This window comes from Variovorax sp. E3, assembly GCF_016082275.1.
In the GTDB taxonomy this organism is placed as follows: Bacteria; Pseudomonadota; Gammaproteobacteria; order Burkholderiales; family Burkholderiaceae_C; genus Variovorax.
Genome location: NZ_MOWM01000029.1, coordinates 1 through 18,830, shown reverse-complemented (window position 1 = coordinate 18,830; position 18,830 = coordinate 1). Strand labels below are relative to the sequence as shown.

The window sequence follows — 18,830 nt, the reverse complement described above, 5'->3', positions numbered from 1 at the left end:
GTCAACTTCGCGCAAGCCTGTCGCTGAACCAGTCTGCGACAAATGCCGTCCGCTCTGCCGCGTGGTTGTAGATCGTGTGTTCGCCGTCGTCCCACACGCGAAGCGTGACATCGGGATTCACTGCGGCGTCGAGAAAGGGTTGCTGATCTTCCAGGCGCACCAACGGGTCGGCCCCCCCGTGCAGCACGAGCAAAGGACAGGCGATGCGATCCCGCTCCGAGCGAAAGCGCATGCGCTCGAAGTTCTGCTGGATGGCCCGCTCGTCATCGGTGCCAAGCATGGCCGCGGCCTGCTCCGCAAAGGTCCGAAAGGGCAACAGCGTCGGAGCAGCCAGGCTGCCGTTGATGCAGCAGGCCTGAATGCGCGCGTCGGCAGCGGCCGTCCGCGCCGCCCAGAGGCCTCCGACGCTGTTGCCCCAGATGCCGGTTGCGCCGAGCGAGGCATCGCTCGCGATGAAGGACACGAACTGGCTGTAGGCGGCCTCCATGTCCACGTCGACATGGATGCCCTGGTTCAGGCGCGTCTCGCCCTGGCCCGGCCCTTCGGCCAGGAGAGTGGCCAGCCCGCGTCGAGCCAGAGCGCGGGCGACGGGCAGATAGGCCACGCCCCAGCCGCTCTGGCCGCCGAACACCAACACCGTGCCGCGCGCTGGTGCCGCACGTGGCCGCACCAGCCAGCCGACGAGATGGCTGGGGCCGAAGGGAACTTCGACCCGCTGCATGCACCCCTCGGACCACTCGCACAGCTGGCGCGTCGCCATGGCCAGTTGGCTGTAGAGGGCGCGCTTGCGCGGGATGTCGTGATTGAAAGCCATCTGGGCGAACAGCAGGTCCGCCAGCGCCGCAGCTTGCGCCTCTGTGGCCGTCACGCGATGTCCCGCCGCCGCGGCTTGGCGGGCGCGATCCAGCTGCGTCTGCGCCAGCGCGTCGGCCACCTGGTCCCAGGCCTCGCCGGCACTCGTGCGCTGGAAGAGGCTCTGGGCATCGGCGAAGTCCATCCCGCAGTCCAGCAGCCGGGTCATCGGCATGGCTCGCTGGAAAGCCAGCGTGGCGGAGGACGATGGCGCGCCGCTCATGCGGGCTGCTCCGCGGGAACCGAGGAGGCCCGCCCGCCCGACTCATCACCTTCGAGCCAGTGCAGCTTGAGACGCAGATCGTCCACCAGGACCGCGAGTTCTTCCATGCGCGGCGCGGAGCCGAAGACAACGAAGTCCGGACGACCGATGTAGGCCTGGAGGCCGTGTTCGGCCATGAACCGGGAGATCTCGCCGTCCAACTCGACGACCGCACCCGGCACTTGTTCGTGCGTCAGCACCACGTTGCGGCAGCCCAGTCGAGTCAGGAATTCTCTTTGGCCAGCGCTCAGAAAAGGCGCGGGGTCCTGCAGCGTCACCAGCAGGAAGCCACGGCCCACGACATCGTCCAGAAGGCCTTCGGCATCGCCGTGGCGCACGACGGCCTGCGGCCCCGGCACGCCCGTGGAAGGCAGCAGGCTGCCGTCGGCCTCGCGGTGCAGCACGCCGTTTTCCACCTTCGGGAAGGGCGGCATCGGTGGCATGGTGTGGGTGCGAAAGGCCTCGTCGCGCGCAGCGGCCTTGTGCGGGTCGTCCTCATTGGTCACCTGGCCGAGGAACAGCGACATCTCCATGATCTGCTGTGCATGCGGGCGGCGCTCCGCCTCGTAGCTGTCCAGCAGCGAGGGCGCGGCGCGGCCGCTGAGTACCAGGTCCAGCTTCCAGGCCAGGTTGATCCCGTCGCGCATTCCCGAGCAGGCGCCCTGCCCCATGTAGGGCATCATGGCGTGAACCGCGTCGCCGCCCAACAGCACATTGCCTTCACGCCAGCGTTCTGCCATGCGTGTCTGGAAGGTGTAGACCACATTGCGCAGGAACTTGAAGTCGGTCGGCCCGACGCCGTACTTCTCGTTCAGCCAGCGCCAACCCTTGGCCGGGTCTTCCCATTCGTCGATGCTTTCGCCGTCCAGCAGGCGCACCTCGAAGCGTGTGCGGTTGTCGCCGATCGGCATGTACATGTGGCCGCGTGCCGGGTCACAGAAGATGGTGGTGCGCTTGAAGCGTTCGGCCGCGTCCGATGTGTTCTCGGAATCGAGATTCAGCCAGCGGTGCTTCTGCCCGTAGTCGTTGCGCTCGATGCCCAGCGCGCGGCGCACGAAACTGTTGGCGCCGTCGGCACCAATCACGTAGCGGGCAGTGAAGGTGCGCGCGGGCTCGGCCCATTGCCCATCCCGGGCCTCGGGCGAGTTGTCCTTTCCGCTGTTCGTGCGTTGAATGGCCACTGTCGCCCCTTCGGCGTCCTGCTTCAGGAACACGGCCTCCCAACCGCGCAACAGCTCGACGTTGGGCAGCGTGGCCACGCGGTCGTGAATGGCGTCCTCGATGTCGGGTTGGTAGATCGAGTTGTGCGCCGCGTAGCCGCATTGCTTGCCCTTCCACTCCAGTTCCAGCAGCAGTTCACCCGCGGCATTCACGTAGTGGTAGGTGTGCAGCGGGATGGAATCCCGCATGGCTTGCTCGACATTGCCGCACGCCTGCACGATGCGCGCAACCTCGCCGTCGATGTGCGTCAGGCGCGGCAGGCCGTACATGGTGGGCCAGCGTTCGACGACCACGACCCGGTGGCCGGCCTGCCCCAGCAAGGATGCGGCCACCAGGCCGGTCGGGCCGTAGCCGATCACCGCCACGTCGTAGGAAGCTGGCGCGCCTTGCTGTGTAGGGGCTGAAGGGAAATTCATTGTTTGTCTCCTGGGATATTTTTTAAGGATGCAGTCGGGTCTCACGGCATCGAAGGCCTTCAGCTGCACTGCGCTCCCCTGTGCGACCGGCGGTCTGCAGGTTCCAGCACGGGCAGTCGCCAGTGACGGTGACCGGCTTGCAAGGATCAGCCTCGGGGAACAAGCCCGCTTGGCAAGCCGGCCCTCAATGGGCGAATGATGAACCGTCACTGAGCGGGGAAAAAGAGCCAAACATGAAATCTCATTTCCTGTAGATGGAAGAATCCTTGGCCCCGGAACGCCACGGACAGATCGAACTTCTCGTGCAAGTCCTCAGGGGCTGGAACGCCTCACACGATCCCGCGGGTGTTGGACATCACCGTCGCCCCGCTCGCGACCCGGCCAGCACTCGACCCACGCGATCAGTAGTTCCATCTTCTGGACGCCCCCATCGGCGCCCTGCCCTCGGCGCAGACGGGGCGGCCTTGGCGGCGGTTCGGCGCAAACGGCGCCGGCCGGGACGAGCCACGCGCCGGTCTTCGATCGGTTGCTTGACTTGGCCAGTCACGCGCCGGCATGGCCCGCCGAGCAAATGCTCAGCAAAGCGGCAACTTCGCGCCCTGGCCGTCGGACCGAACCCAAAGACACTTTCAAACCGTTGATTTCCAAGGAATCACGGTTTCATTCCCCGTAAAGAAATCCGCCCCCAAAAATGAAGATCGACCGAAGCCGCACTCCGCGCTGCACATCAGTGAACAGGGGCACCGGGGCGCCTCAGCCAAGGCTGCAGGCGCGATGCAGACGATGGCAAAGTTTGCCATCGCGCGGTACAACGTCGTTCATGACGACGATGAACATTTCTCTTCCAGACGAGATGAAGGCGTTCGTGGACGCGCAGGCCGCTGATCGCCGTGACGGAAACGCCGGCGAATACATGCAGGACCTCGTTCGGCGGAACTGGGCGCGGGCGAAGTTTCGAACGGCCATCCTTGCGGGCCTCGAATCCGGGCCCGCGGTCGAGTGGACGCCCGCGCACTTCGACGGATTGCGCGCGGAGATCGCACACTTTGACGCGCAGAACGCGCGCGCGTCGAAGGTTTCCGCGCCACGCAAGGCCAAGGCTGCACCCACGAAGGCGGTGAGAAGGAAGGCGACTTGAGCGCGAGGCAAGGGCGCCAAGCGATTCCTGTCCGCCCGTGTGCCAGTACGCAAATCACCGCCGCGATCCTGGACGACGCGGTCACCATGCAAGCGCCGACCGCGCCAAGGCTTTGTGAATGAACTGCAGGAGGCCGACCAGCTCATCCAGCGCAACCCGGACGCGAGCTCGCCGCGCCTGGAGGCCGAACCGGCGATGCCACGCCTGCGTTCATGGAAGCTGCCCAGCGACCACGTGATCGTCTATTGCCGCCCCCCGTTGGCGCCCCAACGTGGCAGCGAAGCTTCATCACTGCGTCAAGATGACGCCCGGTGCACCAGCTCTTTCCGTTTGTTCACACCCAAAAGAAGACTTGCATGGCCTTGGTTTCGCTCATTGCTCATCCAGATGCCCCCGACTCACGCGTGGTGGTTGTGTTGATTGATCCCACAGCCTCTGTCGAGGAACACGCGGTTGAACACCTCGGGTCCTCGAGCTACGAAAGCAACGACGCGTGGTACGTCTTGCAGTCGGATGCCTGGGTCGAGCGCCACCTCGAGGGGGGCTGCTTGACGCTTGATTTCGTTGCGCATCCCCATTGCTTGCAAGCATTCCCCTGGCAAAGCGGGCCATTCGTGTCGCGCTCCATCGTCAATCCGTCAGCGATCAGGCTGCTGAGAGTCGTCGCACAGGTGGACCCCATCGCTCTTGCTCAGGCGTCCCCAGAGACATGGGTGGTGGTCGGTGCCTCGTTCGCCGACGCTGCTGCAGCGCTGGCGGAGGGTGATGTGGATCCCTTGGTGTTCGCTCCGTCGCCGAAAGCGCCGCAAGCTGCCCCTTGAGCGTCGGTGCGGGCCGCGTTCTGGCGCGCGCCGCGGCCGAGCAGATTCTGTTCGGGCGAGGAGCGGCCTTGTAACCAGCGCCCCCCCTCCCACGCCCCGCGCGCCCACCGCCGCCGAAATCCCGCGTACAGGACCAAAAAAAGCCCTGCGGCCAATTGGGAATAAGCCCCGCACGGCGAAGCGCGGTTGCATTTCTTATTTCTTTATATAGACAAATAACTAATAAATGCAACGTATTCCGGCATGGGGCCTCCTATCTCGGCACTCGAACAAGCCGTGCTGGCACTGGCCGAACAGCGGCCGTTGCTGCGCGCGCGCGATCTCGCGGAGCACGGCCTTCCTACGATGGCGCTGAGCCGGCTGGTCGCCGCAGCCAGGCTCGAGCGTCGTGACTTCACGCATGCGCAGCGTGCGCCCTTTGCACGCGATGTGCCATGGCATTGGGGCTGCCGTGCAATCAAGGCGCGGTCAACGAGTCCATATGCGGCATCCGGACATCAATAAAATCGCTTGCGTTGCTGCCGTCATTCGCGGCTCGTATCGACCGCACTTGTGCACTGGATCGATGCTTGATTCACGCCATCAATGCACCCGATCATTGAGGCGCTCGGCACGAAGTTGTGCACTCAGCGCCCCCTGCCCTATCAGGATTCGTATGCAAGACTGCTCGCGCTCTCCAGACGCCAAAGCCGCTCAAGAAGCACACGCGCCCGCATGGCACCGATCACCGGCGTGGACAGTTCGAGAAACTTGCTTTTTAGATCGGCGTCACTGAGCGGCTCCTCGGGATCGCCCTTCCGGTTGGGCTGCAGATGGCTGAGTCGACGCCTGTCTGCGGTATCGATTTCGATGCGTGCGGCGCGCTGGCCCGGAAACGCCGCGTCGAGCGCCGGATCCACCGAGACCTCGATGCGCTCCATCAGGGCGCGGGTTGCGGGATCCTCGAGACGCGCCGACTCAAAGGCCGCCATGCGTACGCTGCCATGCACAAGGGCCGACGCCACCATGTACTTCAGGCTGAAGCGTGCCTCGTTGGCGGAGGCCGGCCGCTCGTAGCAGGCAATGTCCAGCGCGGGGCGGTACGTGCCGACACGAACGCGGACGATGTCTTCGACCGCGACGTGGTGCATCGACTGCAGCGCAAGCGCGCCATCGACCGCGGGAAATGTGTGGCCGCAGCCGATATGGTTCTTGAACGTCAGGCGGGTGATGTGAAAGTCCTGCCCCAGCGTCGCGCCGACCTGCGACCAATCCGGACCGTTGCTCATGGCCTGGCCGAGCCCTGCTTCACCATCGAGGACATCCAGCGAGCCTGTCAGGCCCCGACGCGCCAACTGAGCCGCGAAAAGGCCCGCCTCGGCCGCACGCCCCGCATGCAGCGGCTTGGACATCGAGTCCATGCGAAACGCCTGCTGCAGGCCTGACGTGAAGGTTGCGGCGGTGGCAAGCGCATGCGCGAAGGCCGCTTCATCGAGTTCCATCAACCCACCCGCAGCAGCGGCGGCACCGAAGCTGCCCACCGTCCCCGTGCTGTGCCAGAACTTGTAGTGCGACCGGCCCATCACCACGCCAATCCGTGTGGACACCTCGTAGCCGAGCACCACGCCGCGCAGAAACTGAAGTCCTGAGACTCCCAAGTCCTGCCCTGCGGCCAGTGCAGCCGCGATGGTGGCGGCTCCCGGGTGGTACATGGCCTCGCGAAAGCTGTCATCGACCTCTGCGGCATGCGCAGCCGTGCCGTTGATGAGCGCAGCCGCACGCGCGGTGGCCGGGCGCCTTGCGCCAGGAATGCGCCACCCCGATCAAGGTCGTCGGCCAGGGTTTGCTCCAACAGGCGCACGGGTGTCGCATCCAGGCCTGGGAAAAGTGATGCGTACCAGTCGATCACTGCCCGCTTGGCGTGATGTACGACCTCCGCATGGAGTGGCTGTCGGTAAAACTCGCCCGCGTACCGCGCAAATACTTCCGTTGCATGCATCCGGGTTCTCCTGATTCAAAGGGTCAATTTCTTCATTTGGCCATTCGCGTGCAAGCGTTCAGGCGAGAACGACCACGCCGTCGGCCGCACGCACGCCTTGCCCCAGCGGCAGCACGAACACCGGGTTGATCTCGGCTTCGAGCAGACGGTCGCCCAGTTGGGCCGCCATGTGCGAGAAAGCGACGATGGCCGTCACCAGCGCCTCGACATCGGCCTTGGGCCGACCGCGAAAGCCATCCAGCAGCGGCCATGTCTTCAACTCCCGGGCCATGCCCAACGCCTCATCGCGGCTCAGGCCTCCTTGCGCCGGCAGAAGCCGCATCGCCGTGTCCTTGAACAGCTCGGCGGTGATGCCGCCCATTCCCAGCAGGATGGCCGTGCCCAGCGCATCGCGGTGCGTGCCGAGGATCAGTTCAGTACCCCCGCCCACCATTTCCTGCACCAGGAAGCGCTTCGGCCTCATGCCGGCCTTGGCTTCGACCTCGGAGGCCATGGCCAGCAGGCGCGTGCCCACTGTTTCGGGCGTGAGGTTCACGGCGACCCCACCCACGTCGCTCTTGTGCGTGATCTCGGCGGACAGGATCTTCAGCACGACCCGACCGCCGAGCTCGTGCGCGGCTACCTCGGCCTCTGCGGGTGTGGTCACGACAAGCTCGCGCGCGCACGACACACCGAAGCGACTGAAGAGCTGCTTGGCCTGTGCCTCGTCGAGCGAGCCCGCCGGCAGATCACCCACCGCGACCGGACGCGCGGCGGCCGTCGGATCGCCGGGGTCTTGCCATTGGCCGGCCCGCAGCATGGCACCAAGCGCGGCGGTGCAGCTTTCCGCCGCAGCAAAGGCAGGGACGCCGCGCTGGGTCAACAGCGCGCTGATTTCCGGCGCATGCGGGCTCACGTAGGCAATGACGGGCTTGTCCGAAGTCGGCAGGCAGTCCTGGATCGCACCGGCCATCAATTCGGGCATGGCCAGGCTGGACGAGCCGACGATGATGGTCAAGGCGTCATAACTGGGACTCTTCAGCAGCACGTCGATGGCGCCGCGCAACAGGTCAGGCCGCAGGCCTGCCAGGGTCACGTCGATCGGGTTTCGATCAAGCACGGCGTGGTCGCCGGTCTGCAGCGCGCGCAATGCTTCGGCCGTCGCGGCATCGGGGGCGGGCGTATCGAAGCCGGACAACCCCAAGTCATCCGACACCAGCGTCCCGGCGCCGCCGGTGGAGGTCAAGATCGCGACCCGGTTGCCGCGCAGCTTGCGGCCGGTGGCCAGTGCGGCGGGAATGTCCAGCAGGTCATTGAATGTCTGGGCCCGGATCACGCCCACCTGCCTGAAGAGTGCGTCGTACATGCGGTCGGCGCCGGCCAGCGCGCCGGTGTGCGACACCGCAGCCTTGACGCCCGCCTCGGAGCGGCCGATCTTGAACGCGACCACCGGCTTGCCCGCGCGGGCTGCCTTGAGCGCGGCAGCGCGGAACTTCTGCGGATTGCGCACCGTCTCCACGTACAGCGCGATGACCTTCGTGGCCTCGTCTTCGGCGAGGTGATCGATGAAGTCCGCCAGCTCCAGATCGACCTCGTTGCTGGTCGAGATCAGCTTGGACAGGCCGATGCCGCGCACCGCAGCGCGAGACAGCAATGAGCCGAGGATGCCGCCACTCTGCGACACCACGCCGACGCCACCGACGGGAAAATGCGCCATCTCCAGCGCCCCCGAGGCCGACAGCACGATGTTGTCGGTGAGGTTGACCAGGCCGATGGTGTTCGGCCCCAGGATGCGCATGGACCCGGCCGCCTCCATCAACTGCCGCTGGCGGCGCGCCCCCTCTTCACCGGTCTCGGTGTAGCCACTGGCCAGCACGATGGCTGCCGCGGTGCCGCGGGCGGCCAGGTCGCGCACCGCCAGGTGCGCGCGCTCGGCTCCCAGCAGAACGATGCCCACGTCAGGCACCGCCGGCAGCGAAGCCACGTCCGCATAGCAGGTCAGCTCGCCGATGCGATCGGCCTTCGGGTTCACCGGATAGATCTCACCCAAGAAGCCATGCTTCACGAGGTACGAGATGGGCCTGCCAGCAGTCTTGGTGGCGTCGCCCGATGCACCGATGACGGCGACGCTGCGTGGCTTGAGGAGTCGGGAGATGGCGTTCATGGCGCTCATGGCGTTCATTCCTTGGCGGCCGGGGCGGCGGTCTTGGCCAGGAAAGCCATCACCGACTCGCGGTGCTCGGTGCTGGTGTAGCAAATGCCTTGGGCCTGGCTACCTTGGGCAAATACCTGATGGGCCGACAACTCGAAACTCTGGTTGAGGATGGTCTTGCCCAGGGCCAGCGCCGTGGCGGAGCCATGGCTCATCTCGGCGGCCCAGCGCTGTGCCTGCGCAACCAGGCTGTCCGCATCGACCTTGCGATCGGCGATGCCCAGACGAAGCGCCTCTTCGGCTTCGACCTTGCGGCCGCTGAAGATCAGCTCCTTCGCCTTGGTCAAGCCGACGCGGCGGGGCAGGAAGTACATGCCGCCGCCGTCTGGAATGATGCCTCGGTTGATATAGGACCAGGTGAAGCTCGCCGCATCCGAGGCCATGATGAAGTCGCAGGCGAGCGCCGTATCGGCACCCAGGCCCGAAGCAGCGCCATTGACGGCAGCGATGGTCGGCTTGGGCATGGTGTGCAGCAGCGACTGCGTGTGGTGCACGCGTTGCTGGCGGCTCCAACCGTTGAAGCCAACCTCGCCCGCAGGCGCTTGCATCCGGCGCTCCATGCCGGCGATGTCGCCGCCGGCGCAGAAGCCCTTGCCTTTGCCCGTCAGCACCAGGGCGCGAATCGCCTTGTCGTTCGCCACGTGTTCCAGGGCCGCAATGAATTCGGTGCGCATGGCGTCGCTCATGGCATTGCGCTTTTCGGGGCGGTTCAACCACAGCGTGGCAACGCCGTCGACGATGTCGAGCTCAATCAGTTTTTCAGTCATGGTGTGTTGCCCCTCGGGCCTCAGTCGGTGGTGATGTGGTTTTCTTTGACGACCTTGCGCCAGCGGGCTTCCTCACCCCTGGCGTATTGGTCGAACGCCTCCGGCGAACCCGCGTCGATCACGAGGCCCTCGCTTTCCACGCGCTGGCGGAAGGCCTCGGTCTGGACGGCTTTCCTCGCAGCAGCGTTCAGCGTCAGGATCACGTCGCGTGGCGTTCCGGCCGGCGCGTAGAGCCCATACCAGCTGTCCGCCACGTAACCGGGCACGCCGCTCTCCGCGACGGTCGGCACCTTGGCAAGCGAGGGCGCCGTGGAGCGCCGCGCGGTGGTCACGGCCAGCGCCCGCAGCCTGCCGCTTTCGATGAACGTGCCGACTGCGGCTGCCGTGGCAAACATGACATCGACCTGGCCGCCCAGCAAATCAGTGATGGCCGGACCGGCGCCCCGGTAGGGATGTGCGTCATCTCGGTCTTGGTGAGGTTCTTGAAGAGTTCGCCCGCGAGGTGGGCGGAGGTGCCTGCGCCCTGCGATGCGAACGAGAGCTTTCCGGGATGGGCCTTGGCGGCGGCGATGACATCGCCCACGGACTTGTAAGGACTTTCAGTGCGAACGACGAGCACGTTCGGCGAAATGCCCACCAGCATGACAGGCGCAAACGCCTTCTCGTAATCGTAGGGAAGCTTTGACAGAAGGCTTGGATTCACCACGTGCGCGACGGTCGCCATGACAAGCGTGTAGCCGTCGGGCCGGCTCTTGGCGACTGTGTCGGTTCCGATGAGGGTGCCTGCACCAGGCTTGTTGTCGATGATCACCGGTTGGCCCAGTTCCTGGCCCATGGTGATGCCCATGGTGCGCGCCACGAGGTCCGTGCCGCCGCCCGGCGCGAACGGCACCACGATCTTCACGGCCTTGTCCGGAAAGGACGCGAAGGCGGGGGAAGCGGGAAAGGCCAACAGGCTTGCCGCCACAGTGGCGCAAGAGAAAAAGATGGCGCGCTTGGCGCGAGCCAAGGTCGGCGTAATCTGCATGAATTTGTCTCCAGTTTGACAAGGGAAGTACGAGAAGCCCCGTCGACGGCCGCATTGACTGCGTTGCTCGTCGAATGGGTGAAGCTTAGGTTTGCGAAGCGATTCGCACACCCCCTGATTTCCAACAGGTGGAAACAGGTGATACGCTGCGAAGTGCCCCCTTCCCGGGTCTCAGCCCCCACTCCATCCGCGAACCATGTCAAAAACGCCTCCTGCAACAACGCGCCGCTCACACCACGAAGACCCGATGCTCAACCGGTCGCTCGTGCGCGGTGTCGAAGTGCTCAGGGCGTTCAGGCCAGGCGCCGATCTGCTCGGCAACGGCGAGATCGCGGAACGCACGGGACTGTCTCGCGCCACCGTGAGCCGCCTGACGCAAACGCTGGTGGAAACCGGCTTGCTCGAGCACGATCGCGCCCACCGGGCCTACCGTCTTGCTGCACATGTCTTGAGCTTGGCGCATGCGATGCGCGCGGGCTCGCCGGTGCTCCATACCGTCGCCCCGCTGATGCGCGCGCTGGCCGAAAAGATGCATATCAACGTCGGCCTGGCGGTGCCGGACCGCGACGAAATGGTCTACCTCGAATCCGTTCGCTACAACCGCCGCGTTGCGCTGCGCCATGTGGTTGCAGGTCAGCGGGTGCCGATGGAGCTCACGTCGTTGGGCCGCGCCTATCTGGCGGTCGCTCCGGAATCCACGAGGCGAGCGCTGCTGGCACAGTTCCGCAGCAGACGCCCCACCGGATGGGGCCGGTTGCGAGACGAGATCCAGTCCGCGAAGCTGAGCGTCGCGCAGCGCGGCTACTGCAGCGCGGCATGGCAGCCGGAAGTGATCGCACTGTCGGCGCCGATCGTGCTGGCGGACCGCCCGATTTATGTGCTCAATGTCAGTGTTGCCACGGCAGCCCACATGGCCGATGTGGAACAGGAACTCAGTGGCCCCCTGCTGTCCCTGGGGGAGAAAGCGACCGCCGCTCTTCTGGCATCCGGCTGAGCGGGCCTTTGGCTTGACCCTGAGCGCGAACCTGGTCGTCGCTCAGGCCGCGAGATACAGCTTGCGGGCGAAAGACGCAATTGCATCGCTCATCGCACGCGGTTGCTCAGGTGCCATGGCATGCCCGGCGTCGCGAACGATCTCGACGGTGACGCGATCGCCCAGCATCGGCTTCATGATGTTGGGGATGACCACGGCGTCATGCTCGGCCTGAAGGTCGAGGATAGGTACTCGGTCGCCTGCGGAGAAATAGTCATCTACCGGGGTGATCTCCCGCGCGCGGCCTTGTACATCGTGGGCCTCGGGAAACCAGCCACCAAGCCACACGCTGGGATCGTGCCCCGGCGCGAAGAAAGCCCTGCGAAGGCACTCGAGCCTTCGGGACTCCGACAGGGAGAGGTCGCCCGCGCCATCGATTTCATTGCGCAACCGGCTGTAGGGCTTCTCGGTCGAGCCAGGCGGAAGCTTGCCGGCCGAGGCCGCCGCCATGACGACGCCGCGTACGAGGTCGGGACGATCCGCGGCCAGCATGCGGGCGGGTTGGCTGCCCCATGCATGGCCGACGATCACGATCGGACCGACTTTCTCACTGTCGAGGATTGCGGCCACATCGCCCGCGAGGTCGTGCAGATCGAGCCCTTCCATCGGCCCCTTGCTGCGACCGATGCCGCGCGGCTCGGGCCGAATCACGCGAAAGCCCGATGCTGTGAGGTGGGCTGCAACAACGTCGTAGTCTCGCCCCGACCGTGCCAGTGACGGCAGGATGCAGATCACGGGCCCCGTACCCTCGTCGTTGAACTCGATCTGGACATCTGCGCTCGCGTGTCTCGGCCGGTACGAGACCAGCTTGCTTTGCGAAAGCGGCCCGGCAGCAGGACTTGATTGGGTTTCGGTGAACATGGTGGCGAAGTCTGCATCGCGATACCCGCACTCGTAAGCGCTTTGCTTCTATATCAGCTATGTCTACTGGCTATGCTCCTTTGAGCTGGCCCGCCTGGACTCCCCGGTCGCAGGCCTGGCCCAGCTAGCGCCGACGGAAATCGAGTTCCTGCAAGAGCTGCGCGGTCCCGCGTGTCAAGCGCGTCGCGGGACGCGCCACCGGCGTCGCCAGTACCAGTGCATTCCAGATCGTGGGTGGACCGATGGGCGCATGCCGCAGCGTCTCGTTGCCGCTCGCCCGGAGTGCGCTTTCCGGCAGGATCGTGCATCCAACACCCGTCGCCACCAACGCGAGCACGGTCTGGACGGCTCCGACTTCTGCAAGAACCTGCAATTGGATTCGACGCGGAATCAACACGGAGTCGAGCAAATGGCGAATCGCATTCGGTGCGCTCGGCAGCACCATCGGGTAGTTCGCCAACGCGGCCAAGCTTACTTTGGCCGGCAATCGGCTCGCAGGCGGTGCGACGAGGAGCAGCTTCTCTCGCATCAGCGGCTGGAACGTCAACTGAGGTGAGGCCCCAGGGTCGAACAGAAGCGCAAGATCCAGTCTTCCCGCAATCAACGACTCGCGCAGTGCCACGCTCAGTCCTTCAAGCACCGTGATCACGGCGCGTGGGAACCTTTCTCTGAATCGCTGAACAAGCGGCGTGCTCAGCCCCAACGCCACACGGGGTGGCATGCCGACGATGATTCGACCGGCAGGGCTCTCATCCATGTCGCGCAACGCGTCGCGCGCTTGCCGGGAAATATCGAGCATCGCGCGGGCATGAACCAGCAAGGCCTCCCCTGCTTCGGTCGGCACCACGCCCCGCCCCGTTCGCACGAGCAGCCGTTGCCCGAGATCGGCTTCGAGGAGCGCGATCTGTCTGCTCAGACTGGGCTGAGCGAGATCGAGGACCACGGCACCTCGGCTGAGACTGCCAGCATCGACCACCGTCACGAAGTAAAGAAGTTGCCGCAGTTCCATAGCAGACCAGCATAGCTGATATAGCTGTATCACCGTATCGTCGCGTTTGACGGGTTGCAACACTCGCGGCATGACATTGATACTTCCTTCCGCGGCATGCAACGCACATTGCCACGTCTTCGGCCCTCGCTCACGTTTTCCCTATGCGCGCGGCGCCACCTTCGTTCCGAAGGAAGATGCACCCAAGGAGGCCCTGTACGCGCTGAACGACCGTCTGGGCCTGTCGCGCTGTGTGGTGGTTCAGTCGAGCTGTCACGGCTTCGACAACCGCGTGACAGAAGACGCCTTGGCGTCCCGTCCCGGCGACTATCGCGGCATTGCCCTGTTGCCAACGCACGTCCGGGATGCCGAGCTTCAACGCCTCCACGCGGCCGGTTTCCGGGGTGTTCGCTTCAACTTCATGGGGCATCTGGGCCGGCATACGCCGATCGAAGAGGTCATTGCACTGGCCACGCGCATCGCGCCGCTGGGCTGGCATCTGCAAATACACGGCGACCCTGCCCTGCTGACCGATCTGGCGCCGGCGCTGCGACGCTCTCCGACGCCTGTGGTGATTGACCACATCGGCCGGATCGACGCGGCCCTCGGCCAGAACCAGCCGAATTTCCAGGCGCTACTCCAGCTGATGGCCGACGAGCGCTTCTGGGTGAAGGTCAGCGGCATGGATCGCATCACGCGCCTGGGCCCGCCTTACGCGGACGCACAAGCCTTCGCCAGGACTTTGGTTGCGGAGTTCGGCAACCGCGTGCTGTGGGGCAACGACTGGCCTCACCCCAATCACGCCGGGCTCATCCCCGACGAGCAGCAACTGGTCGATCTCATTGCCGCCATCGCGCCGAACCCGGCCGCGCGCGAAGCCCTGCTCGTGCGCAACCCCGAACGACTTTATCAATTTGGAGACAACCCATGAGCTTGCGATTTGCGAACAAAGTGGCCATCGTGACCGGCGCCGGATGCGTCGGTGCCGGCTGGGGAAACGGCCGCGCCATTGCGGTGCGGCTGGCAGAAGAAGGCGCCCGGGTGCTGGCGGTCGACCGCGACCGTGCGCGGCTCGATGAAACCCTGGAGCTCGCCGGCGCGGCGCGGACCTCGATCACCCCCTGGGTCTGTGACGTGACCGACAGCGACAGCGTCGCAGCCATGGCGGCGGCTTGCCTGCAGGCCTACGGCACGATCGACATCCTGGTCAACAACGTCGGAGGCTCTGCTGCTGGCGGGCCGGTGGAACTGGCCGAAGACGCTTGGGACTCGCAGATCGACATCAATCTCAAAAGCGTGTTTCTGACCTGCAAGCACGTGCTGCCCACACTCCTGGCCAAGGGTGCTGGCTCTATCGTCAACATCTCGTCGACCTCGGGCCTGCGCTGGACCGGCAGCGCACAAGTGGCCTATGCGGCGACCAAGGCCGGCGTCATTCAAATGTCGCGCGTCATTGCCGTTCAACACGCCGCGAAGGGTGTGCGGGTCAACAGCGTGGTGCCGGGGCAGTTGCATACACCGATGGTCGAGACGCGGCTGGCCAAGCAGCGCTCGGGCGGTGACGTCGAAGCGCTGCTCGCTCAACGCCAGAAGCGGATTCCGCTCGGCTTCATGGGCGACGGCCGCGACACCGCGAGCGCCGTGCTGTTCCTGGCCAGCGACGAGGCACGCTTCATCACCGGCACGGAGCTGGTCGTGGACGGCGGAATGACCGCGCGTTGCGATTGAACTCAATCCAACAAATTACCTGACGGAGACAAATTCATGATCAAACACTTCCTTCTCGCCGCAACGCTCGGCCTTTCCCTCACGACCCACGCAATGGCCCAACCGAAAGTTGTGCGCATCATCGTCACCTTCGCGCCGGGCGGACCGGTCGAACTGGTCGCGCGCATCATGGCGGAACGGCTCGGCAAGGAACTGGGGCGCACCGTCATCGTCGAAAACAAGCCGGGCGCGAACGGCGCGATCGGTGCTATCAGCGTGATGCGCTCCCCGCCCGACGGCAGCATGGTGTGGCTGACCAGCGTGGGCGCCGCTGCCATCAACCCTGCGCTCTACAAGACCTTGCCCTATGACATGCAGCGCGATTTCGCGCCTGTCTCCGTGGTCGTCAACAACGTTGAACTGCTGGTCGTGAACCAGGACGAACCTTCGAAGGATGCCGCCGAGTTCGTGGCAGGAACGAAAAGCCGCGCCGAAGCCACCGCCATCGCGTCGTCTGGCATCGGGAGCATTCCGCACCTGGCCATTGAGCAGTTGAAAGACGCCACCGGCGCCAGGCTCTTGCACGTTCCCTACAAAGGCGGAGCACTCGCCATCACCGATCTGATGGGTGGGCAGGTGCGCGGCTTCTTCGGCGATGTGCCGGGGTTGCTCAACTACGTGCAAGGCGGCCGTCTCAAGGCACTTGGCGTCGCGTCGACCAAGCGCTTGCCGTCGTTGCCGGACGTCAAGACCCTGGAGGAGCAAGGCATCAAGGGCGTGGACACGAACAACTGGTACGCCATGTTTGCTCCCGCCAAAACGCCGGTGGCCGTTGTTGAAGCGCTCAACAAGGCCCTGCGCAACACGCTGGCCGATCCGCAGGTGCGCGAAAAGCTGCTCAAGGCGGGCACCGAGCCCGCCCCATCGACGCCCCAGGAACTGGCCGTGCTGCTGAAGCACGACACCGAGAAGTGGGCCAGGCTGATTCAAGACAAGAACATCAGGATCGATTGATGACCACCTCTCATATCCGTGTCCCTTTGGTGCAGCCCGGCACGATGCCCGAACTGGCCGACGTCGAATCCCGCATCATGGCCGAGCGCGGCCGCGTCTCGCTGCTCTACCAGGTGCTGCTCAACAGCGAGCCGATCGCCTCGGGCTGGGAGCGCTTGCTCACGGCCGTGCGCAAGCAGACCGGCGTGCCGGCGGATCTGCGCGAACTGATCATTCTTCGCGTTGCCGTGCTCAATGGCGCCAGCTTCGAGTTCGACGCGCATGTGCCCCACGCGCAGAAGGCGGGTGTCAGCCCCGAGAAGATCGCGGCCGTTCGCGACGAGGCACTGCCGGAGGTCTTCACACCGGTGGAACGCCTGGTGCTGGAGCTCACCGGCGCCATGACCCGCCAGATCGTGGTTCCGCAGCCCCTCATGATGCAGGTGCAGCGGCACTTCGATGCCAAGGGCGTCGTGGAGCTCGTGGCCACTGTGGCCGCCTACAACATGGTGTCACGGCTCCTCGTGGCGCTGAACGTCGCGCACTGAACCGGAGCCGAGCCATGCAAGACCTTTGGCTGCTCAAGAGAGACGCATCTGCCGCACCCGATGAATCGTTCATGGCCGAACTGCGCCAGCGCTCTGCGCAAGTCCGGCACTGGCAGGCCGTGGACGGCGGCGCAAGCTACCTCTACCTGCCGGGCGACGTATCGCCGGTCGATACGTTGCCGTGCAGCGGCTCTGGAAGGCATCGTCTTGACTGCATGCAGGAGATCGCAGGTGCTTCGCATGGCCTGGCGGCCTCGTTCCACTATGTTGTGGAGACGGACGTACTTCCGGAATTCGAGCAAGACTTCAACGCCTGGTATGCGCAGGAGCATCTGCCCGGGCTGGCAGCCGTCAAAGGAACGGTGCGGGCCGCGCGCTATGTCGTTGCTTCCGGCTCTCCCCGGTACTACGCCTGCTACGACCTCGAAAGTCCAGACGCACTCGACAGCCCGGCTTGGCTGGCGGTGCGCGCAACGGCATGGAGCTCGCGGGTTCGGCCTGCGTTTCGCAATACGCGAAGGACCATGTTCTTCAAGCGCTGAACAGAGATCGACTCACTCGCGTTCGATCAAGACGAAGACGATTCAGTCGGCGGAGATCTTGTCGGATTGGATCAGTTGACCCAGTGCCGGGTTGGGCCCGCAATGAAGGTGGCGAACTCTGCGGGCGTCCCGCCCACCGGATCTGCGCCCGACTTGACGAGTCGAGCGCGCGTCTTCGGGTCTCGCGCTGCCGCTTGGATCTCGGATGAAAGGCGGTCGACAATGGCCTGCGCCGTGCCCTTCGGCACAAAAAAGCCGTTCCACTCGAGGACTTCGAAGTGGGGGAAACCACTTTCGGAAATGGGGGGGCCTGCGGTCGTGCGGCCATGCGTTTGCGAGAAGTGATTGCCAGAGCCCGCAACTGCCCCGACTGCCCGTAGCCCAGCGCCGAGCCGGCGTTGGCGAAGTAGGCCGCCACGTGGCCGCCCATCACATCGGCTAGCGCCGGCGCACCTCTTTTGGAAGGGACATGCAACATCCCGATGCGTGCTTCGCGGTTCAGCAACTCGCCTCCAGGCGGGCTGCGCGCCCAGCCCGCGTGCACCGCGCGGCTAAACTGCTGCCCCTCCTGCATGCGCCCTTGCCGGCGGCCACGCCCGCGCGGAGCAACGCCGCCCGCGAGAACTTGCGCCCCCACGCATGGCCCCTCGCGACCCCTCCCACGAAAGAAAGAAAAGAAAGAAAAATGAACGCCACCGCCAACCCAGAGATGTTCCAGCGGGGATACCGCGCGGGCGACAAGGCGCCCATCGATCTGTCGGACGAAGAAAACGAGACCCTGCTCAGAGCCTTCAAGGTGGGTTTCGTGCACCGGCGAGCGGAGCGCGCCGCGCTCGCCACCGGCAGTTCGAGTCCTGCCTACATGGGCCAGGAAGCCGCGCGACGCGCGGGATTGAACGCCGACGACTTCGCCCCCTTCCTCGGCATCGCAGCCACACGGGACTGGGCCGACGTGCTCGGTCGAGGTCTCGCAACGGCCTCGCACCGCGCGCGCAGCGGCCCAGCGCCGCGCGACGTCTGGAACACTGCAAAGGTGTGAACGCGACCGGGCCCCGATCGGCGCTCGATACATGCGTGCCCCCACCGCACCGCCGCCATCGCGCGAGAAGATCCAGTGGGGTGCGAAAGCCGGCGATTCATCCAGGTCAGACGGCGATGCTGGTGCGTCTCGAACTTGAGGTGAGCGGCGCTCACGTGGCGCAGTAGCCCGACGCAACGACGCTCCTCAGCGAGCCAGCCCGAAGCCCCATGCGACCCTCACCACCGCACAGTCACTCCCGCAGCGTAAACACCACCGACAGATAGCGTACGGGTTCCTCGCCAATCGCCTCGATCCCGTGCAGCGCCGTCGCATCGAACAGCAGCGAGTCCCCGGCCCTCGCCGACACCACCCTGGACCCGTAGCGGTACGTCACCGACCCGGACAGCAGGTAGATGAGCTTCAGGCCCGGATGCTGGAAAGTCACGTAGGGCTGGGCCCCGGGT

The 18,830-nt window shown here is 65.3% G+C and carries 17 protein-coding genes and 3 pseudogenes; 10 read left to right on the top strand and 10 right to left on the bottom strand.

The window, feature by feature from the left end; all coding sequences use genetic code 11:
- Position 1: 1 nt before the first annotated feature.
- Both BMG07_RS13095 and BMG07_RS13090 read right to left on the bottom strand, forming a co-directional pair.
- Positions 2–1,075, bottom strand: coding sequence for a S9 family peptidase (locus BMG07_RS13095; protein ID WP_198084933.1), 1,074 nt, complete (start codon positions 1,073–1,075; stop codon positions 2–4).
- Entirely contained in the window at positions 1,072–2,751 is a 1,680-nt protein-coding gene (locus tag BMG07_RS13090) for a bifunctional 3-(3-hydroxy-phenyl)propionate/3-hydroxycinnamic acid hydroxylase (protein ID WP_198084932.1), read from the bottom strand. The genes BMG07_RS13095 and BMG07_RS13090 overlap by 4 nt, the downstream gene beginning before the upstream one ends.
- 820 nt (positions 2,752–3,571) lie before the next feature.
- Here BMG07_RS13090 and BMG07_RS13085 point away from each other — a divergent pair.
- The 3 genes from BMG07_RS13085 to BMG07_RS44860 all read left to right on the top strand — a co-directional run bounded on the left by BMG07_RS13085 (position 3,572) and on the right by BMG07_RS44860 (position 5,214).
- On the top strand, positions 3,572–3,889 hold the full coding sequence (locus tag BMG07_RS13085; protein WP_198084931.1) for a type II toxin-antitoxin system ParD family antitoxin: 318 nt from the start codon (positions 3,572–3,574) through the stop codon (positions 3,887–3,889).
- Between the two features lie 356 nt (positions 3,890–4,245).
- Complete coding sequence (locus tag BMG07_RS13080) at positions 4,246–4,710, top strand: hypothetical protein (protein ID WP_198084930.1); 465 nt, start codon at positions 4,246–4,248, stop codon at positions 4,708–4,710.
- 243 nt (positions 4,711–4,953) lie between these two features.
- On the top strand, positions 4,954–5,214 hold the full coding sequence (locus BMG07_RS44860; protein WP_374221274.1) for a type IV toxin-antitoxin system AbiEi family antitoxin domain-containing protein: 261 nt from the start codon (positions 4,954–4,956) through the stop codon (positions 5,212–5,214).
- A 140-nt stretch (positions 5,215–5,354) separates the two neighbouring features.
- Here BMG07_RS44860 and BMG07_RS13070 read toward each other — a convergent pair.
- From BMG07_RS13070 to BMG07_RS13055, 4 genes and pseudogenes are all read right to left on the bottom strand, one after another.
- Positions 5,355–6,688, bottom strand: a pseudogene (locus tag BMG07_RS13070) (MmgE/PrpD family protein).
- A 58-nt stretch (positions 6,689–6,746) separates the two neighbouring features.
- Positions 6,747–8,840, bottom strand: coding sequence for an acetate--CoA ligase family protein (locus BMG07_RS13065; RefSeq protein WP_374221273.1), 2,094 nt, complete (start codon positions 8,838–8,840; stop codon positions 6,747–6,749).
- A gap of 5 nt (positions 8,841–8,845) precedes the next feature.
- Complete coding sequence (locus tag BMG07_RS13060; RefSeq protein WP_198084929.1) at positions 8,846–9,646, bottom strand: enoyl-CoA hydratase/isomerase family protein; 801 nt, start codon at positions 9,644–9,646, stop codon at positions 8,846–8,848.
- A 20-nt stretch (positions 9,647–9,666) separates the two neighbouring features.
- Positions 9,667–10,673, bottom strand: a pseudogene (locus tag BMG07_RS13055) (tripartite tricarboxylate transporter substrate binding protein).
- 247 nt (positions 10,674–10,920) lie between these two features.
- Between BMG07_RS13055 and BMG07_RS13050 the strand changes: the two are divergent.
- Positions 10,921–11,667, top strand: coding sequence for an IclR family transcriptional regulator (locus BMG07_RS13050; RefSeq protein ID WP_269758915.1), 747 nt, complete (start codon positions 10,921–10,923; stop codon positions 11,665–11,667).
- A gap of 42 nt (positions 11,668–11,709) precedes the next feature.
- On the opposite strand, the gene BMG07_RS13045 is transcribed toward BMG07_RS13050, so the two are convergent.
- Both BMG07_RS13045 and BMG07_RS13040 read right to left on the bottom strand, forming a co-directional pair.
- Positions 11,710–12,567 (bottom strand): alpha/beta fold hydrolase, encoded by an 858-nt coding sequence (locus tag BMG07_RS13045; RefSeq protein WP_198084927.1) that lies wholly within the window; start codon positions 12,565–12,567, stop codon positions 11,710–11,712.
- A 124-nt stretch (positions 12,568–12,691) separates the two neighbouring features.
- Positions 12,692–13,576 (bottom strand): LysR substrate-binding domain-containing protein, encoded by an 885-nt coding sequence (locus BMG07_RS13040; protein ID WP_198084972.1) that lies wholly within the window; start codon positions 13,574–13,576, stop codon positions 12,692–12,694.
- Positions 13,577–13,646: 70 nt separating this feature from the next.
- On the opposite strand from BMG07_RS13040, the gene BMG07_RS13035 reads away from it, so the two are divergent.
- The 5 genes from BMG07_RS13035 to BMG07_RS13015 are packed head-to-tail and all read left to right on the top strand — an operon-like array spanning position 13,647 to position 17,345.
- Positions 13,647–14,486 carry an amidohydrolase gene (locus tag BMG07_RS13035; protein ID WP_198084926.1) on the top strand — a complete coding sequence of 280 codons (840 nt, stop codon included), beginning with the start codon at positions 13,647–13,649 and terminating at the stop codon, positions 14,484–14,486.
- Positions 14,483–15,283 carry an SDR family NAD(P)-dependent oxidoreductase gene (locus BMG07_RS13030; RefSeq protein WP_198084925.1) on the top strand — a complete coding sequence of 267 codons (801 nt, stop codon included), beginning with the start codon at positions 14,483–14,485 and terminating at the stop codon, positions 15,281–15,283. The genes BMG07_RS13035 and BMG07_RS13030 overlap by 4 nt, the downstream gene beginning before the upstream one ends.
- A 36-nt stretch (positions 15,284–15,319) precedes the next feature.
- Positions 15,320–16,276, top strand: a complete 957-nt coding sequence (locus BMG07_RS13025) for a tripartite tricarboxylate transporter substrate binding protein (RefSeq protein ID WP_198084924.1) — start codon at positions 15,320–15,322, stop codon at positions 16,274–16,276.
- Complete coding sequence (locus tag BMG07_RS13020) at positions 16,276–16,803, top strand: carboxymuconolactone decarboxylase family protein (protein ID WP_198084923.1); 528 nt, start codon at positions 16,276–16,278, stop codon at positions 16,801–16,803. The genes BMG07_RS13025 and BMG07_RS13020 overlap by 1 nt, the downstream gene beginning before the upstream one ends.
- Before the next feature lie 14 nt (positions 16,804–16,817).
- On the top strand, positions 16,818–17,345 hold the full coding sequence (locus BMG07_RS13015; RefSeq protein WP_198084922.1) for a DUF4286 family protein: 528 nt from the start codon (positions 16,818–16,820) through the stop codon (positions 17,343–17,345).
- Between the two features lie 71 nt (positions 17,346–17,416).
- On the opposite strand, the pseudogene BMG07_RS44855 reads toward BMG07_RS13015, so the two are convergent.
- A pseudogene (locus BMG07_RS44855) lies at positions 17,417–17,823 on the bottom strand (tripartite tricarboxylate transporter substrate-binding protein).
- Positions 17,824–18,030: 207 nt separating this feature from the next.
- On the opposite strand from BMG07_RS44855, the gene BMG07_RS13005 reads away from it, so the two are divergent.
- Positions 18,031–18,384 (top strand): hypothetical protein, encoded by a 354-nt coding sequence (locus BMG07_RS13005; RefSeq protein WP_198084920.1) that lies wholly within the window; start codon positions 18,031–18,033, stop codon positions 18,382–18,384.
- 232 nt (positions 18,385–18,616) lie between these two features.
- Here BMG07_RS13005 and BMG07_RS13000 read toward each other — a convergent pair.
- A partial coding sequence (locus BMG07_RS13000) for a cupin domain-containing protein (protein WP_198084919.1) occupies positions 18,617–18,830 on the bottom strand: 214 nt, incomplete at its 5' end.

Coding starts and splice junctions, on each gene's coding strand:
- BMG07_RS13080 (WP_198084930.1), top strand. CDS start 4,246: ATGGCCTTGGTTTCGCTCATTGCTCATCCAGATGCCCCCGACTCACGC.
- BMG07_RS13030 (WP_198084925.1), top strand. CDS start 14,483: ATGAGCTTGCGATTTGCGAACAAAGTGGCCATCGTGACCGGCGCCGGA.
- BMG07_RS13035 (WP_198084926.1), top strand. CDS start 13,647: ATGACATTGATACTTCCTTCCGCGGCATGCAACGCACATTGCCACGTC.
- BMG07_RS13050 (WP_269758915.1), top strand. CDS start 10,921: ATGCTCAACCGGTCGCTCGTGCGCGGTGTCGAAGTGCTCAGGGCGTTC.
- BMG07_RS13045 (WP_198084927.1), bottom strand. CDS start 12,567: ATGTTCACCGAAACCCAATCAAGTCCTGCTGCCGGGCCGCTTTCGCAA.
- BMG07_RS13090 (WP_198084932.1), bottom strand. CDS start 2,751: ATGAATTTCCCTTCAGCCCCTACACAGCAAGGCGCGCCAGCTTCCTAC.
- BMG07_RS13025 (WP_198084924.1), top strand. CDS start 15,320: ATGATCAAACACTTCCTTCTCGCCGCAACGCTCGGCCTTTCCCTCACG.
- BMG07_RS13085 (WP_198084931.1), top strand. CDS start 3,572: ATGACGACGATGAACATTTCTCTTCCAGACGAGATGAAGGCGTTCGTG.
- BMG07_RS13005 (WP_198084920.1), top strand. CDS start 18,031: ATGAACGCCACCGCCAACCCAGAGATGTTCCAGCGGGGATACCGCGCG.
- BMG07_RS13095 (WP_198084933.1), bottom strand. CDS start 1,075: ATGAGCGGCGCGCCATCGTCCTCCGCCACGCTGGCTTTCCAGCGAGCC.
- BMG07_RS13015 (WP_198084922.1), top strand. CDS start 16,818: ATGCAAGACCTTTGGCTGCTCAAGAGAGACGCATCTGCCGCACCCGAT.
- BMG07_RS13065 (WP_374221273.1), bottom strand. CDS start 8,840: ATGAGCGCCATGAACGCCATCTCCCGACTCCTCAAGCCACGCAGCGTC.
- BMG07_RS13020 (WP_198084923.1), top strand. CDS start 16,276: ATGACCACCTCTCATATCCGTGTCCCTTTGGTGCAGCCCGGCACGATG.
- BMG07_RS44860 (WP_374221274.1), top strand. CDS start 4,954: ATGGGGCCTCCTATCTCGGCACTCGAACAAGCCGTGCTGGCACTGGCC.
- BMG07_RS13060 (WP_198084929.1), bottom strand. CDS start 9,646: ATGACTGAAAAACTGATTGAGCTCGACATCGTCGACGGCGTTGCCACG.
- BMG07_RS13040 (WP_198084972.1), bottom strand. CDS start 13,576: ATGGAACTGCGGCAACTTCTTTACTTCGTGACGGTGGTCGATGCTGGC.